The organism is Paenibacillus montaniterrae (assembly GCF_018403185.1).
Classification (GTDB): domain Bacteria; phylum Bacillota; class Bacilli; order Paenibacillales; family Paenibacillaceae; genus Pristimantibacillus; species Pristimantibacillus montaniterrae.
Genome location: NZ_BOSE01000011.1, coordinates 67,418 through 82,759, shown reverse-complemented (window position 1 = coordinate 82,759; position 15,342 = coordinate 67,418). Strand labels below are relative to the sequence as shown.

The window sequence follows — 15,342 nt, the reverse complement described above, 5'->3', positions numbered from 1 at the left end:
ATTGATACATTACAACATGAATTTTAGATGATACTTGATATGGATATATTTTCTAAAATATGTTAAGCTATAGTAGCTTAGCAATAAGCAAGTTCCTTACACGAAGGGAGAGGTTTTTAATGGCAATGAAGTATATGGTGGTTTTGCCTTAAAACTGAACAGAAGGCATACATCAAAAAAGCGGGAAAACGCCCGTATTATTTGGTGTGCCGTCCAAAGTAACCTTTCGTGAATATTGCTGTTTGCGGGATACGATGAAGGTCGTATCTAATTTATGGCCTGATGCCGCGCGACAGCAGCTTCTTTAGAGGCTGCTTGTCCGCGGCTTTTTGCGTCCAAAAACAACATAATAAGGAGCTAACAAACATGAATATTAAAATCGAAACGCTAAATTTTGCGTTAAGCCAGCTATTCAATACGGAAATAATCTCCGCCGATTGCGAAACTGTACCGTTACATGGCGGGACTGTGGGAAGTGTATACTTGGTAACAGGGAATGCTAACACCGCTAATGGGGAAACGTTGCCGTACCGTATCGTTTTAAAAATCCAGAAGAAATGGGAGCGTTACGGCGATCCTGGTTCATGGCGCAGGGAGTACGATCTCTATACGTCTGATTTTGGAGCAACGTTCTCAGATGCTTTGCGCTGGCCGACATGCTATCACGCCGAAATCAATGACGATGAAAATGAACTCCAGCTATGGCTGGAATATATCGACGGCGTATCCGGTTTAGACTTAACTGGTGACATGTATGAACAAGCCGCACTGGAGCTAGGACGATACCAAGGCAGGCTCTATGCAGAGCAGCCAGCCGTACTGCAGCGTTTGAGCAATCTAAGCCAAGCCGAGTTCATGAAAAATACGTATCTCCATTACCGGTCATGGCCATTGGTTTACAATTATTTACGCTCAGAGGACTGCGAATTCCCGAAGCATGTGCGAGAAATGCTCACTGACATCGATGAGCATGCAGACGACATATTCAAACGAATCGAAAAATTGCCGCTCGTGCTATGCCACCGGGACTTCTGGGTAACCAATATCATTCACGCCGATGAAAAAATCTTCCTTATCGACTGGGATACTAGCGGATGGGGCTACCTTGGCGAGGATCTTGCAAGCCTGATTGCCGATGAAGCAGATATCGACCACATGGTCGAGTACTACCAGCGTTGCGTTTCCGCGTATTATAGAGGGTTTTCGGAGCATGCGGATGTATCCCATATCACCGATCCTTGCATCTACGAGATGATCCCACTCACATTTGGATACAGACTTGTAGAGTGGTATATCCACGCAGAGGACGATGAAGAAAAGACACAGTGTCTCCAGACGCTGCAAAAAATCTATGAGATCGGTACCAGCCGAGCGCAGGGCTGACCTTACCCTCGTGCTTATATGAATAAGCTGCTCGAGCATTATAGGTAGCGTTAAACAAAGAACTCCGAAATCCCGTTGCATTTAACGGTTTCGGAGTTCTTTCATTCAGGCAAAAACTTCTTTGGCAACATGAAGAAATTCCTTCACAGCAGGAGAAGCATTCGCAATGGAGCGACAAGCGAGTGCAACTTCTCGGCTATTGTTAAGATTAAGCTGGCTAAGCTTTAGATTGGACTGAGTCTTTAAAAACAGCTCTGGACCAATCGTAACGCCAAGCCCTTCCTGCACCATATTGGCAATGGTTGTACAGTCGTGCACTTCAAAAAGAATCGCTGGTTTGATCTGTGCTTCCTCGAACAATTCCATTACATGTGATTGATACATCCCGGCTGGCATAATAAATGGCTCGTTTATTAGCTCTGCCATATCGACTATTGCTTTCGACTGGAAGCGATGTTGTGGATGATAAGCTACGACCATGTTGTCTTTAATAAGAGGCACTAATTCAAATTCTGGATTTGATTTTCCTTTTACAACAAACCCGATGTCAATGATTCCTGAGCTTACCCATTCCGTAATCTCCTCATACGTTCCTTCGTAAAACTTAAACTCTATTTTAGGATGTTTTTTCTGAAATTTTGCCAGCAGCTTAGGCAATAAACAGGAAGACGCGCTTGCAAACGTGCCGATACGAATCATTCCTGCTTCCAGATTTGTCGCTAAGGCAATTTCCTGGTTTATTGCTTCGACTTGTATTAATACTTCTCTAATATGCGGCAGTACTTTTTGTCCGATCTCCGTTAGTTTAATGCCTTTTTTGCGATCACGAATCAATAAGGAGACACCCCATTCAGACTCTAAGCTCGCAACTGCATGACTCACTGCTGATTGAGTCATATTTAACTGCTCTGCAGTTTCTGTAAAGCTTTTTAGCTCGACTACTTTGGCAATAACTTCAAAGCGAGCGATGCTCATGAGTAATTACTCATCTCCCTTATTAAAAACATCAATTTTACTTATGTTAACACGCGACTTAAAATGAAAGCAATGTTTTCAAATGTAAGGAGATGTGCAATATGAAAAACAATCAACTAATCATTATACTTTTAGCTTTAGGGTCCTTTGTAACTGGAACGGCAGAATTTGTTGTTTCAGGAATATTGGAATTGATAGCTTTTGATCTAGGCATATCTATTTCGGCTGCTGGACAGTTAATAACGATCTATTCTTTATCCTATGCCATAGGGGCACTGGCATTAGTTATGTTAACGTCCAGGTTTGATCGTAAGAAAGTGCTTTTGTATGCTGTGTTTGCTTTTATTTTGGGCAACCTTGTCGCATTTCTTAGTTACGATTATATTTTCCTTATGCTATCGCGAGTTATCATGGCAATGAGTGGAGGATTATATATTGTAGTTGCAACGAATTACGCTGCTCAAATCGCAGCACCAGAAAAAAGAGGCAGTGCCATGGCAACTGTTATTACGGGATTTACTGTCTCACTAGTACTTGGAGTGCCGATCGGGACATTTTTAGCTGGCTATCTAAATTGGCATTACATTTTTTTAATTATCGCTCTCTTCACAGTTCTGCTTCTCGCAGCACTTTATCGAATATTACCAAACATACAAGGGAATCAAGCTTTGCCGTTCAAGCAACAGCTTCGTATTGTCAAAGATAAACGCATCCTTACTGGATTAGCAACTACGATTTTTTGGATCTTAGGATATACCATGGTGTTTGCTTACATCTCTCCATTGCTAAGTCAAGCCGCAGGCTTTTCCATAGAGATGACTAGTATCGCATTGTTTGTATTAGGTGTTTTTGCTTTTATTGGCTCTCGCTTTGGGGGATATGCGGCAGATAAATGGGGACCTGCTCGAACGATAGCTATAAGCTTATGTGTGCATATCATTTCTTTATTTGTCCTGGCATTTACACAGTACTCAGCCGTTGGTGTTTTTATTACGCTAGCCTTTTGGGGAGTCGCAGCCTGGACCACTACGCCAGCCAAGCAATTTTATTTAATTTCACTAAAACCACAATCGTCCGAAACTGTACTCAGCTTTAATACAGCCTTAATGAATGTAGGAATGATGCTGGGCTCTGCACTAGGAGGAATCCTGATTCAATATACGGATATAGGTAATTTAAGCTGGATTGGCGGACTATCCGTCATACTTGCCCTTGTGTTTATCAGATATTCCTTCTACTTAAACAAAAGCTCAGATGTACTGTCATAGCAAGGACATTAACTTTATATTCGTTGGATCTCCTTTACCTTTTATCTTATTAAATTAGTTAAACCAATCTAGAGCATAAATAGCATTAGCAGCTAATAAAAATCCAACGATACCAATAATCCAAGCTGTCATACTCTGTGCATTTTTAGTTAACCATTTATCCAGCCTAATGAGTATTGGTTCTAGTGTTTTATGAGCAACAAGCCGACCTACCAATAGTAAAAGTGCAGGAAGTATCATTATAATACAGTAACCTAAGAGCATAAAACTAGAAATTGACCATGAAGGACTTTCAACTGTAATTAGGCCAATTGCTGCTAAATAGGGGAGCATTGTTGCGATTTCTAACACCACAGCAGTCAATGCAAGTCCAACCAACGTGATTAGAGCACTTTTATTGGAATCTTTGCCTCCCATAATGCGTTGTCGCCAATTTAAAATTCGACCACCACCTTGTGCTGCACGCTCAGAAGCTCGAAGACGGGCTTTTTTTGAATCCATTAACTGGCTAATAATCAGTAAGAGAATCCCTAAATAAATTGTCCAATTAACATCTGTTTTGATTCAAGTAATGAGCCATATCTGTTCAGAAATAGATCAGCACTAAACATGATTATCAAACCAAATAGAAAGTAAAGTCCTACTACGGTTAATAAGTAGATTAAAAATCTATCTACTCGAACGCGACGAGAAGTCATTAATAACCAAACGGGTATCAGTAGTGTACCGAAACTCATAGAATCAATTAAAGCGAGCACGACAAGGCTAGAAGTAAATGTTAAGAATGTCACTAATAGTTGACTCCTCTCTTTTATAAATGAAAAATAAAGCTCCTATAGTCCCCTTGGTCCCGTAAGTTTTTCACAGTAAGCTCTTCCTGCATCTCCTTTTGATTGATGCGTGGCTACTTCTTCTCCGTTATATAGGATGGTGCAGCTTACCTGACTGCCATCACCCACGCTTGCCCGTGCTCGGGTAGAAGTAAGAGGAAACATCATATCTGAAGAAACAGTGAATTCTTCTCTGTAAGGAACTTCAATAGAATCAAAATAAACACTTTGTGGATTCTTACGACTATTTATTTCTACTTCAAGGTTATTTACTGAATCACCATCACTTTCAATAATAATCTCTACAGTAATTTCATTGGTTTCTTCTTCGGATTGTTCTTCTGCATTCTCGCCTGTCTTTTCATTTCTAAACAGTCCTTCAGACACACCTTCATACGTGCTCTTTATTACTCCGCAGCCCGATAGCATAATTAACATCACAGCAAAGAAAAGCATAAAAAAACTTAGCCGACTGAACTTCATCTTTCTTCTTCACTCCTTTGCTTTAAAAAATAGTCCATCATTTTATCAACATAATCTATAAAATCTGAATCCATTCCCACAATAACTGGTTCACCATCTTCCTGTACTCGAATCATTTCCCAATATTTATCTAATAAATCTTCATCATTATCAAATAGTTCAAGTGATTTTTGATATAATTTACCTGCAATCTCTTGTGCTTCTAAAGAATAAGGGGATTGATGCATAATTCCTCGTATTTGTTGATAAATAGCAATAATATCCTCAAGCCGCTTATCATCACTTCCAAAAACGGGTAAATGGTTAAGTATCTCTTTTTCCTTAGAATTTAATGATAAATCATCACCGAAATGGGCGGGGATTACTCCTTCTACAAGAGAACGATTTTCTAATGCTTGAATAACTTGAAAAATTTCTTTTGCCTCAATTCTTCCTTTGAGCTGAATGGCATGAACGGTTGACCTAAGGTAATATTGTTTGCGGTTCAATTCTTCCTTTTCCTTCTCGATCAGCTCTATTTGTTCATTTAATGAAGTTATCCAGTTTTTATTTTCTTCAATATCATTTTGATTTTGTGATAATAGTTGTTTTATTTGTTCTAATGTATAGCCAATTGATTTTAGCAATAAAATTTTTTGAAGGCGAAATAAGGCATTCTCGTCATAGTAACGATAACGATTTTCTCTCGTTTCTGTAGGTTTTAACAAGCCAATCTGTTCATAGTGGTAAAGTGTTCTTTTACTGATATTTGTTTTTTTCGCTAATTCTCCAATCAATATCTTCATTTGTTGTTCCTTCCCTTAAAATTATTATAAACAATGACGTATACGTTATTGTAAAGCAATTTATTTTTAAAGCTATCATATAGCAACATACTTTTAGGTAACAGTTTTTCTTCTAGAAAAAATCCCTAAGAAGTATTTACACAACTTAGGGATAATTTTAGAGTAATGATATCGTCATATTAAAAAAGCATCTTCTAAAAATCAGTATGCTCAAGCTATTTACGAAACAAGTATTCAAAATGTGCAATAAACAAAAAAGAGTTAGAAGCCCTCATATATCAAGGGTTTCTAACTCTTCTCCAATTTATTCCCACTCAATTGTCGCAGGCGGCTTGGACGTAATGTCATACACAACGCGGTTGACGTTGTCTACCTCGTTAACGATACGCACAGAAATTTTCTCCAGCACGTCCCACGGAATACGCGCCCAGTCGGCAGTCATGCCGTCGATCGAGGTTACAGCACGGATGCCTACAGTGTAGGAGTACGTACGCGCATCGCCCATTACGCCGACGGATTTCATATTCGGCAGTGCGGTGAAATATTGCCAAATTTCACGGTCAAGGCCAGCCTTGGCAATTTCCTCACGCAGAATGTAGTCGGAGTCGCGAACGATCTTCAGCTTGTCCTCTGTTACCTCGCCCAGCACGCGAATGGCCAGACCAGGTCCCGGGAATGGCTGACGCCATACGATTTCGCTTGGCAGGCCGCATTCTTCGCCTACTTTGCGCACTTCATCCTTGAATAGTGCTTTAAGCGGCTCAACCAGCTCGAATTTCATATCTTCAGGCAAACCGCCTACGTTATGATGCGACTTGATTGTTTGCGCAGTTGCCGTACCGCTTTCGACGATATCGGTATATAGCGTGCCTTGCGCAAGGAATTTGAAATCATCGAATTTCGAGGATTCCTCGTCAAATACGTAGATAAATTCGTTGCCGATAATTTTGCGCTTCTGCTCAGGGTCGTCGACACCTTTCAGCTTGCTCAAGAAACGCTCCTGTGCGTCGATTTTCACAACCTTCATATCGAATTTGCCAACGAAGGTTTCCATTACGCTTTCCGCTTCACCCTTGCGCAGCAAGCCGTGATCGATAAACATACAGGTCAATTGATCGCCAATTGCTTTATGCAGCAAAATTGCAACGACAGAGGAATCTACGCCGCCAGAAAGCGCGCAAAGCACCTTTTCGTTGCCTACTTGCTTGCGAATGTCGGCGATTGTGTCCTCGATAAAGCTTTCCATCGTCCAATTGCCTTCGCATTTGCAAATATTGTACAGGAAGTTGTAAATCATTTCGTTGCCTTTTACAGAGTGGCGAACCTCAGGATGGAATTGCACGGCATAAAAGCGGCGTGCATCATCGCTCATCGCTGCAATTGGCGCATGCTCCGTGCTTGCATCAACTTTAAAGCCTGTGGGCGGCTCAATAACAAGGTCGCTATGGCTCATCCAAACCGTTTGCGAGCTTTCCAGGCCAGTTGCAATCAAGCTGCCTTCTATAAAGGTAACATCCGCTTTGCCGTACTCGCGCTTGCCAGCACGTTCAACCTTGCCGTTAAGCTGATGCGACATCATTTGCATGCCGTAGCAAATCCCTAAAATTGGAATATTCAAATCGTATACCGCTGGATCAACAAGCGGAGAATTTTCTTCATATACGCTTGCAGGACCGCCCGAAAATACGATGCCCTTCGGATTTAATTCGCGAATGCGTTCAACAGAGGTGTTGTAAGGCAATAGCTCACTATATACCCCTAAATCACGAATACGTCTTGCAATCAATTGGTTGTATTGTCCTCCAAAATCGAGAACAACGATAATTTCGTTTTGCTTCGTCATGACCGAGCCTCCCATAATTAATGTGATAATTATATCTATACCGCTTCGGCGTAGTCAAGGTGGTTGCAAACTTCTACGCAAAAACGTCGCGCTATTTGACGAATAATCGCAAATAACACGACGTCCAGCATCATTTAGTTCCATTATTTGCCGAAACCAGGCAAATGTCCTTACTTTCGCTCAGTCACAAAACCTGTCTCCTGCTCGCTGCCGGCTAGAGACACAGATGCCGAGCTTTGGCTGGCAAGCGTTCGTGCTTTACTGCTCCGCAGCCGCAGCGGCAATCGCATGCCGAGCAAGCGGCCGGGCCGCAAGGCTAGCAGCTGCTGCCTTAGCTCATCTGGAGCAGGCGCCGTCATGCTCATGCTGTACTGCATTTGCTCAAGTGATGAAAGCAGTGCGGCAAGCTGCTCGCGTTGCACTTGATCTGTGCTGCATGCAGAGACTGCTTCAATCCGCTGCCGCCATGTCAGCCCCGTTCGCTTCACTGGTTGCTCCATCGTTTGCTTCACCGTCTGCTTCGCTGTTTGCTTCATCGCCTGCTTCGCTGTTTGTTTCATCGCCGTAGTTTGCTTATTCGGCTGCTTCACCTTTTGCTTTACAGCGGCCTTTCGCTCAAGCGAGCTTAGCTTCTGATCGACAAGACCTTCCATAGCATGCTGCAAACGCTGCTGGAGATGAGGCTGCCTGTCTCTTGCCAGCCTTTGCACAGCTAAACGCTTTTTGTTGCGCGACGGAAAGCTGCAGGATAGCTGCAGCAGCTGCTCATCCTGTTTAAGCTGCTTATACGCACGGGCGTACCTGCTCAGGTACATGCGGCGTCTAAGCGCCGACCAGCCCGTAGCAACTGCCAGCAGAGCGCCGACGGCTGCAGCTGCTGCTACAGCTAACCACTGCCACTGCTTTGTAGACAATAACGCGCTCCAACGCTTTAATTCACCCCAAATGTCTCCGCCCAGCTGATCCAGATCACCTAGCCAAGCAGAAGTCTGCTGCTCAGCTGCCGCAGGAGTCGGATCGAACGGAACCCAGCCTGCTTCCGGGAAATAAACCTCAACCCAGGCGTGGGCGTCCTGCTCCCTTACCTTATACTGCGTCTCAACAATCCCGGCTGCATTGGTTTGCTCTCCGACTGCTTCGCCGGTCTGGTACCCTTTCACCCAGCGAGCCGGAATTTCTTGCGAACGAAGCATGACGACCATCGCTGTTGCAAAATGTACACAGTAGCCCTTCTGCTGCTCAAACAAAAAATGATCGACAAAGTCTTCATTTTCACCCGGCATTTTGCTTTTCAGGCTGTATGTATAGTTTTCCTTCAAATATTGCTCAATCGCTTTAACTTGATCGTAACGGCTCGTCCAGCCGCCGCCGGACACCTCTGCAGCGAGCGCAGCTACCCGTTCAGGCAGCTGCTCAGGCAGCTGCAAATAAGGCTGCAGCATATCACTTTCCCAGGCACGCTGGGCCAGCTCCTCATCCCGCTCCGCGAGCTCATTCAAGACCGCTGGATCACTCACAGGCAGCTCGGTCAATACTGTATAGCTTTTAATCGCGGCATCTGTTACAGGCGGGTACAGCGCTCCTGTAGCGGGCTCAGTAATGTAGCTGCTTAGCTCGCGCTCTGGATTGCTTGCTTGCAGCTCCAGTACAACACCCTTCGTGCCTGACTGAAGCAGCGGCATGCCGGCAATCGGCTCGATGAAGGCAACCTTTTGCTCGATTTGCTCCCGCTTGCCCTTACTGCCCAGCTCTGCTGCTGCGGACTCTGCTCCGTCTGCGATTTTATGCAGCGTGACTGCTCCGCCCTGATCACCCCAGCCTTTGCCCGTATAAGTCGCTTTCGTCTCGGCGCGCCAATAGCCTGGCTGCGGCGACCAGCCGTAAAATACGACTTCATTGGACGGCCGAAGCGTTTGTCCAAGCTCGCTGTCATCACTGTCATAGCCGGATACTGCGACCGATGAGCCGCTGTAGTTGCTGCTGGTTACATTTTTTAGCGGAATGCCGCTTGCCTGCTGACTCCAGGCAACAAGTTCTTCTGTAACCGAATCAGAAAACAGCTCCGTCCAGGCAATCGGCTCGCTTCGCTTTTCCTTGCTGTCACTGGCCAGCATGCCGCCAGCAACAATTGCGACAGACAGCACCAAAACACTGGCAATTTGATAGCGATAGCGTCCGGCCCCGCCTAAGGCAAACTGGTAACGCTGCAGCTTAAGCAGCGTGGCAACCGCAATAAGCAGCAAGCCTTCGCCAATGACGCGCAGCAGGCCCAGCCAGACGTTAAAGCCAAGCGATAAATGCAAAACGATAAGATACATGATGGTAGCCGCCACCAGCGACAAGGATAGCTGATAGTACCACACCATCGACTGCAAAGCGGGAGCAAGCAGCAGCCAGCCCGTAAACAACAGCAGCGTACGGAATTCATCGGACATGTACCAAATGCCGAATTTCAGCATATCGTTGAAGTTGCGGCCCAATGAAGGGACGAGCTCGAGCAAATACTGACCGATCGTTTGACCTTCTCCGCGATATACGAGAAACATCGCCACCAGCCCAACGATAACGCCGGCAGCGATAAACCAGAGCAGACGCGGCCTTGTCAAGCCAAGTGCGAGCATCACTACAGTCATCCATATTAACGGCTTCGGCTGCAGCAGCTGGCTCCATTCTCCCGCATGCACCCAAGGAATTAGCCATTCCACCAGCAGACCGAGCAGCAGCAGCGTTGTCATGAGTCGGTAAACAAAAGCAGGCTCCTGTTCATCATGTGCCTGATGCATAGCGCTCACTCCCTTTCTCTACTTCGATGATAGAGGCGGGCTTAACATAGCTGTATCGCCATACTAGCTGAATGCCCGCGGCTTCCAGCACCTTCTGCTGCTCGCGCATAGCGTAGGTCATAACCCGATTAGTCGTAACGAATTGCAGCTCCAGGCTGCTTCCCTTCAGCCACGCCGCCTCAGCTAGCGCAAGCCAGCCTTCGCTATCCTTCCAGGCACCTGAATAAACAACGACATGACCGCCGTCCGGCAGCAGCGGCGCCAAAAACTGCACTCTTTCCTTCAAATGAGTAGTCACATCAGGGCGTGTCAGCGCAAGCAAATATTTCAGCTCTGCTGCATGCCGCTGCCCGCCGTATTCAAAGCTCCAGTTATCGCTTAATACCGAAACATTTTGCTCTTCCCCCGCCTTGATTGTATCTGCCAGACACCAGTTAACCATGGAATCAAACAGCTGATCCTGCTGCGCATCCTGATAAGGCAAATCATACTGGTCCAGCAGCATGCACAGCTTTGGTGCCGTATCATCCTGCTGCGCCAATCTCGTATGCAATCCCATCCCTCTGGCTGCTGCGCGACTATCGATTCGACGATAGCTGTCTCCTGCTGCGTAGGGCCTTGTAGCGAGGCCATTCCCTTCCTCCTGCAGGCTGCTGCTGCCAAATTCCGCATCGCGCTTTTGCCGCAGTTTGCTTCTATGCTGCAAGGTCTGGTCTTGCTTGCCGGCATTCGTCATATGCTTCATCCAAATGCTGCTCGTATTGCGCGCAACATAGCTGTCTTCCTCAGGCTCTTGAAATTGCGGAAGCACGATAAACGACGCTGCCAGCTCTCGCTGCACCGTTATACATGTAAGCCCAAGCCAATCGCCGACACGAATCATGGCAGGCTTGGCTTCATAGCTGCCGCGCTCGATATTTTGAATGCGATAGGTTAGCGACATCGATTTATGAAATAGAGGCATAAAGCCCGCCTTCAGCGTAATCCGTTGCCCGCGCATCGTGCTTGTATTATGCAATTGATCATAAATGGAGTACCAAACGCTCGGCAGCGGCAGGCTGCGCTGTAGCTTAATCGCAATATACAGCTCTCCCTGCTCAATCGTTGCAGCCGATAAACTCCGCTCGTATCGCAGACGATACGCAGCAAGCAGCGGAAACAGCCCGCTGCTAATGAAGACAAGCGTCAGCGTCGTCAGCAGCAGCCATTCAGGCGCATCTCCGCGTAGCACAACGGCTGCCAGCGAGGCAAGCCACAGCACGACGATGCCAGCCCACGCAACATATCTCGTGCGATAGCTTGGCTCCAGCTCAACAACCTTGCCTACCGGCGCTGTACGTGCACTATGTAGAGTCGAAGCAGGCTGATCCGCCATTTCTAGCCGATCAGCCGTTTCTTGGCTGTTATCGCTATTGGACAGCTTCCCTTGTTGCTCGTCTACGGGCTGCTGCGAGAAAGTCATCGCTTCATGCTTGTTGGCTTTCGGCTGTTCCACTTGCTGCTGCTCGCCCGGAGACTGCTGCTCACCCGCAGGCTGCTGCGAGAAAAGCACTGCATCCGTTTGAGGCGGCTGCGGCGTGCGAGCAGCCTGCCTCCTGGATGAGGAGCGTTTAATTGAACGTTTGCTCATTGTACTCTCCCCTTTGCGCGCGGCGACATCGGGATTCGCTGCAGCAGATCAGCAATATAGCCCAGCTTCATGCCTTCTGTTTGCGGGTAGCCGTTAAGCTCAATCCGATGGGCCAGTACGGCTCCGCCTAGCTGCAGCAAGTCATCAGGCACAATAAAGCCTCTGCCCTGTTTATAGGCGCTCGCTTGCGCGGCCCGCAGCCAATCCCGCAAGGCACGCGGACTCAAGCCAAGCGTTAATGCTTCGTCTTGCCTGGACGCTGCTGCAACATCCGTCATGTAAGCAAGCAGCGATGGATGCACATAAACCTGCTGCACCTCCGCTTGCATATGCAGCCATTCATCATGCGAAATAACCGCTCGCAAAAGCTCGGCCTGCGGTCTGGATTGCGAAGCAAATTGCGCGAGCAGCTCCCGCTCCGCCTCCAGATCAGGGTAGCCGATGCTAATCTGCATCATAAAGCGGTCAAGCTGCGCCTCAAGCAGACGATTCGTCCCTTCATAGCGCAGCGGATTTTGCGTTGCGACAAATATAAATGGCTCGGGCAGCGCATGTGTTACCCCTTCAATGCTGACACTGCCATGCTCCAGCGCCTCCAGCAGCGCTGACTGCGTACGCGAGCTGGCGCGATTCAGCTCATCTGCGAGCACTACGTTAGCCATAATCGGGCCTTCACGGTAAACGAGCCCTCTGCCCTGTGCATCAAGCACCATCCCGCCAATAATGTCAGCAGGCATCAGATCCGACGTAAATTGAATGCGATGAAACGTTCCGCCAAGCAATTTGGCAATTGAGGTAGCAAGCAGTGTTTTTCCTACGCCCGGCACATCCTCGATTAGCAAATGTCCGCCTGCAAGCAAACAGGTGATCACATGGTGAACAACCGCCCGCTTGCCAAGCAATTGCTGCGAAAGCCTTGCTTCAAAGCGCTGCAGAAGCACCTCTGGCGGCTGTGCCCAAGTAAAGGAATCCGCTTTGCTTGATTGGCCAGATTGAAAAACCGTATCGGAAAATTGGATACTAGAAGAGGGAATATTCATAAAAAACCTCCTAAATCTATTCGTTTCATGATGTATAACAGACTTGGTAGCAGGACCTATCATTTCTTACTCTAGTATCGCCAATCTCTTAATCTTTTAACCGCCAGTTTCTTCCGGTTTGCACATAATATACCCTTTACAAAGTTCAAGTGTTGACCAATAATATAGAGCAAAACAAATCCCTCGCTGTTTATTGAAAGAGGAAAATAAGGTGAAATGATATGAACATACTAATTGTCGAGGATGATCCGAGCATTCAAATGCTGCTGAAGCTCAGTTTACAGGTAGAAGGCTATGAAGCGACCGTTGCAGGTACGGTACGCGAAGGCATGGAGCTGCTTCAAGAAAAATCGTTTGCTCTTATTTTGCTAGACCTTATGCTGCCCGATCAATCAGGCTTTCAATTTTTGCAAACGCTTCAAAAACAGTATCAGCATATTCCCGTTATTGTACTAACCGCCAAAAATGCGATGAATGATAAAATTCTCGGGTTCCAGTTAGGTGCTGACGATTATATGACTAAGCCATTTGAGACAAGGGAGCTTGTTGAACGGATAAAGGCGGTTATAAGAAGAATGAAAGCACCCGCTCCTAATAAAGCGATTGTCATTGGGAATATTGAAATTGATTACGATGAGCGCACCTTAAAAATTGATGGCAAGCTCATTAAAACAACGTCGAAGGAATTTGATTTCATGTGGCTGCTGTGCAACAATCCCAAAAAGGTATTTACACGCGAGCAGCTGCTGGATGCTGTATGGGGATATGACTACTATGGTCCGACTCGTTCAGTAGACATGATGGTCAATCGCCTGCGTGAAAAATTAAAGCCGCATGATGCTATCGTCGCTACGGTGCACGGCAAAGGGTACAAGCTGGAGGCTGCAAATGAAGCTGCGAAATAAAATGTTCATTCAGCATTCGCTAACGATTATTATGCTGCTTATCGTCATGTACGTTGTCGTGCAATATTCTTTAAGCAAAGGAATGCTCGAAAAGGAAACAGGCACGCTCAATCAATACTATACGCTGCATCGAATCGAAACGATGAAACTGATTAGTGATCAGAAAATTAGTGTCGATCAATTGTTTACGGGCAATTATGCCCCATTTATCGCCTCGCATCTTTCCGCGAACAGCAATTTTCAGGTTCAGCTGTTTACGAAGGATGAAACAATCGTGGGCAGCAGCGATAAAAGTCTGTTGTTGAAGCGCAGCGACATCACTTCTGCGTTAAAAGGACAAACTGCAACAATCATTGCTCAAGAAAATGGTACTCGCTACTTTATCTACGCTGCCCCGTTTACTTACCAGGGAGAAATTGTAGGAGGCATTCGCTATCTGGTTGATCTTGGACAGCATGATGCCGCGCTTCGTGAAACGAGATTATGGTTTATAGGCGTTGCACTTGCCTGCCTCCTTATTTCATTGCTTGCGGGCTTCTCCCTTTCTTCTGCCCTGCTTAAGCCTCTGCATGATTTGCAGCGTGCGCTCAAGCATGTTGCTAAAGGAAACTTCAACATAAAAATTAAACAAAGCAGCAAGGACGAAATTGGGGAGCTTAGCCAAGATTTCAACCATATGTCGGACGCGCTGCTGCATCATATTGCGCTGCTGGAATATGAACAAAATAAACAGAAAAAATTTTACGATAACATGACGCATGAGCTTAAAACACCATTGACCTCAATTATCGGCTTCTCCAATTTGATCGACAAGCTGCAGCCAAACGATGATGTTCGTGAAAGCAACAGCTACATTCGTAAAGAAAGCACTCGCTTGCTTCATATGGTCGAGCAATTATTGCACATTTCCCTTACAAAGCAGGACGGCTGGAATATTCAATGCAAATACGTCAATCTTGCCGAGGTAGCTGAAGAATGCTTGCAAATTCTTCAACCAACAATAGCGAAATCTTCGATAAAGCTGACCGTAAGCAAGCAATCTGCAATCGTGTACATTGATCCTTTGCGCACTCAGCAAGTAATCTTTAATGTAATTGACAATGTGCTGAAGCATAGTGCCTGCAGCAAGCTGCAAGTCGAGCTGCGTGAAGATGCCTTGTACGGCATAATCATCATTACCGACAACGGCAAGGGAATGGATGCAGAGCAGCTTGCTTCGTTATTTAAGCTTAACCAGAAAAGCAGCCGCACCCTATCCTCCAATTCATATGGGTTGGGCATGCCGCTCGTTAAAGAGCTTATGGAATTGCAAGGCGGATCAATAAACATCTCCAGCAAGCCTGGTCATGGCACGCAAGTTACGCTGTTGTTTGATAAATATGAGAAGAAGGCATCATCATATCAAGTTTGAAGGGAG

The 15,342-nt window shown here is 46.0% G+C and carries 12 protein-coding genes; 4 read left to right on the top strand and 8 right to left on the bottom strand.

Annotated features, from left to right (window positions below):
• Window positions 1-366: 366 nt before the first annotated feature.
• Window positions 367-1,383, top strand: a complete 1,017-nt coding sequence (locus KJS52_RS22645) for an aminoglycoside phosphotransferase family protein (protein ID WP_213519576.1) — start codon at window positions 367-369, stop codon at window positions 1,381-1,383.
• Between the two features lie 105 nt (window positions 1,384-1,488).
• Here KJS52_RS22645 and KJS52_RS22640 read toward each other — a convergent pair whose 3' ends face one another.
• Entirely contained in the window at window positions 1,489-2,358 is an 870-nt protein-coding gene (locus tag KJS52_RS22640; protein WP_213519575.1) for a LysR family transcriptional regulator, read from the bottom strand.
• A 101-nt stretch (window positions 2,359-2,459) separates the two neighbouring features.
• Here KJS52_RS22640 and KJS52_RS22635 point away from each other — a divergent pair, with 101 nt between their 5' ends.
• A complete protein-coding gene (locus KJS52_RS22635) occupies window positions 2,460-3,626 on the top strand; it encodes an MFS transporter (protein WP_213519574.1) in 1,167 nt (388 codons plus the stop codon).
• 54 nt (window positions 3,627-3,680) lie between these two features.
• Here KJS52_RS22635 and KJS52_RS22630 read toward each other — a convergent pair whose 3' ends face one another.
• The 7 genes from KJS52_RS22630 to KJS52_RS22600 form a co-directional block, all read right to left on the bottom strand.
• Window positions 3,681-4,154 carry a GAP family protein gene (locus tag KJS52_RS22630; protein WP_281425693.1) on the bottom strand — a complete coding sequence of 158 codons (474 nt, stop codon included), beginning with the start codon at window positions 4,152-4,154 and terminating at the stop codon, window positions 3,681-3,683.
• A 305-nt stretch (window positions 4,155-4,459) separates the two neighbouring features.
• Window positions 4,460-4,939 carry a hypothetical protein gene (locus KJS52_RS22625; RefSeq protein WP_213519572.1) on the bottom strand — a complete coding sequence of 160 codons (480 nt, stop codon included), beginning with the start codon at window positions 4,937-4,939 and terminating at the stop codon, window positions 4,460-4,462.
• The gene (locus tag KJS52_RS22620) at window positions 4,936-5,724 is read right to left on the bottom strand and encodes a MerR family transcriptional regulator (RefSeq protein WP_213519571.1); all 789 of its coding nucleotides are present in this window, start codon (window positions 5,722-5,724) and stop codon (window positions 4,936-4,938) included. The genes KJS52_RS22625 and KJS52_RS22620 overlap by 4 nt, the downstream gene beginning before the upstream one ends.
• A 304-nt stretch (window positions 5,725-6,028) precedes the next feature.
• On the bottom strand, window positions 6,029-7,567 hold the full coding sequence (gene guaA, locus KJS52_RS22615) for a glutamine-hydrolyzing GMP synthase (protein ID WP_213519570.1): 1,539 nt from the start codon (window positions 7,565-7,567) through the stop codon (window positions 6,029-6,031).
• A gap of 170 nt (window positions 7,568-7,737) precedes the next feature.
• On the bottom strand, window positions 7,738-10,350 hold the full coding sequence (locus tag KJS52_RS22610) for a transglutaminase-like domain-containing protein (RefSeq protein WP_213519569.1): 2,613 nt from the start codon (window positions 10,348-10,350) through the stop codon (window positions 7,738-7,740).
• Window positions 10,334-11,980: a DUF58 domain-containing protein gene (locus KJS52_RS22605; RefSeq protein ID WP_213519568.1), complete on the bottom strand. Its 1,647-nt coding sequence runs from the start codon at window positions 11,978-11,980 to the stop codon at window positions 10,334-10,336. The genes KJS52_RS22610 and KJS52_RS22605 overlap by 17 nt, the downstream gene beginning before the upstream one ends.
• Entirely contained in the window at window positions 11,977-13,020 is a 1,044-nt protein-coding gene (locus KJS52_RS22600) for an AAA family ATPase (RefSeq protein ID WP_213519567.1), read from the bottom strand. The genes KJS52_RS22605 and KJS52_RS22600 overlap by 4 nt, the downstream gene beginning before the upstream one ends.
• A gap of 221 nt (window positions 13,021-13,241) precedes the next feature.
• Here KJS52_RS22600 and KJS52_RS22595 point away from each other — a divergent pair, with 221 nt between their 5' ends.
• Together KJS52_RS22595 and KJS52_RS22590 are read left to right on the top strand one after the other, a co-directional pair.
• Entirely contained in the window at window positions 13,242-13,925 is a 684-nt protein-coding gene (locus KJS52_RS22595) for a response regulator transcription factor (RefSeq protein WP_213519566.1), read from the top strand.
• A complete protein-coding gene (locus KJS52_RS22590) occupies window positions 13,909-15,336 on the top strand; it encodes a sensor histidine kinase (RefSeq protein WP_213519565.1) in 1,428 nt (475 codons plus the stop codon). Before KJS52_RS22595 ends, KJS52_RS22590 begins: the two co-directional genes overlap by 17 nt.
• Window positions 15,337-15,342: the final 6 nt, after the last annotated feature.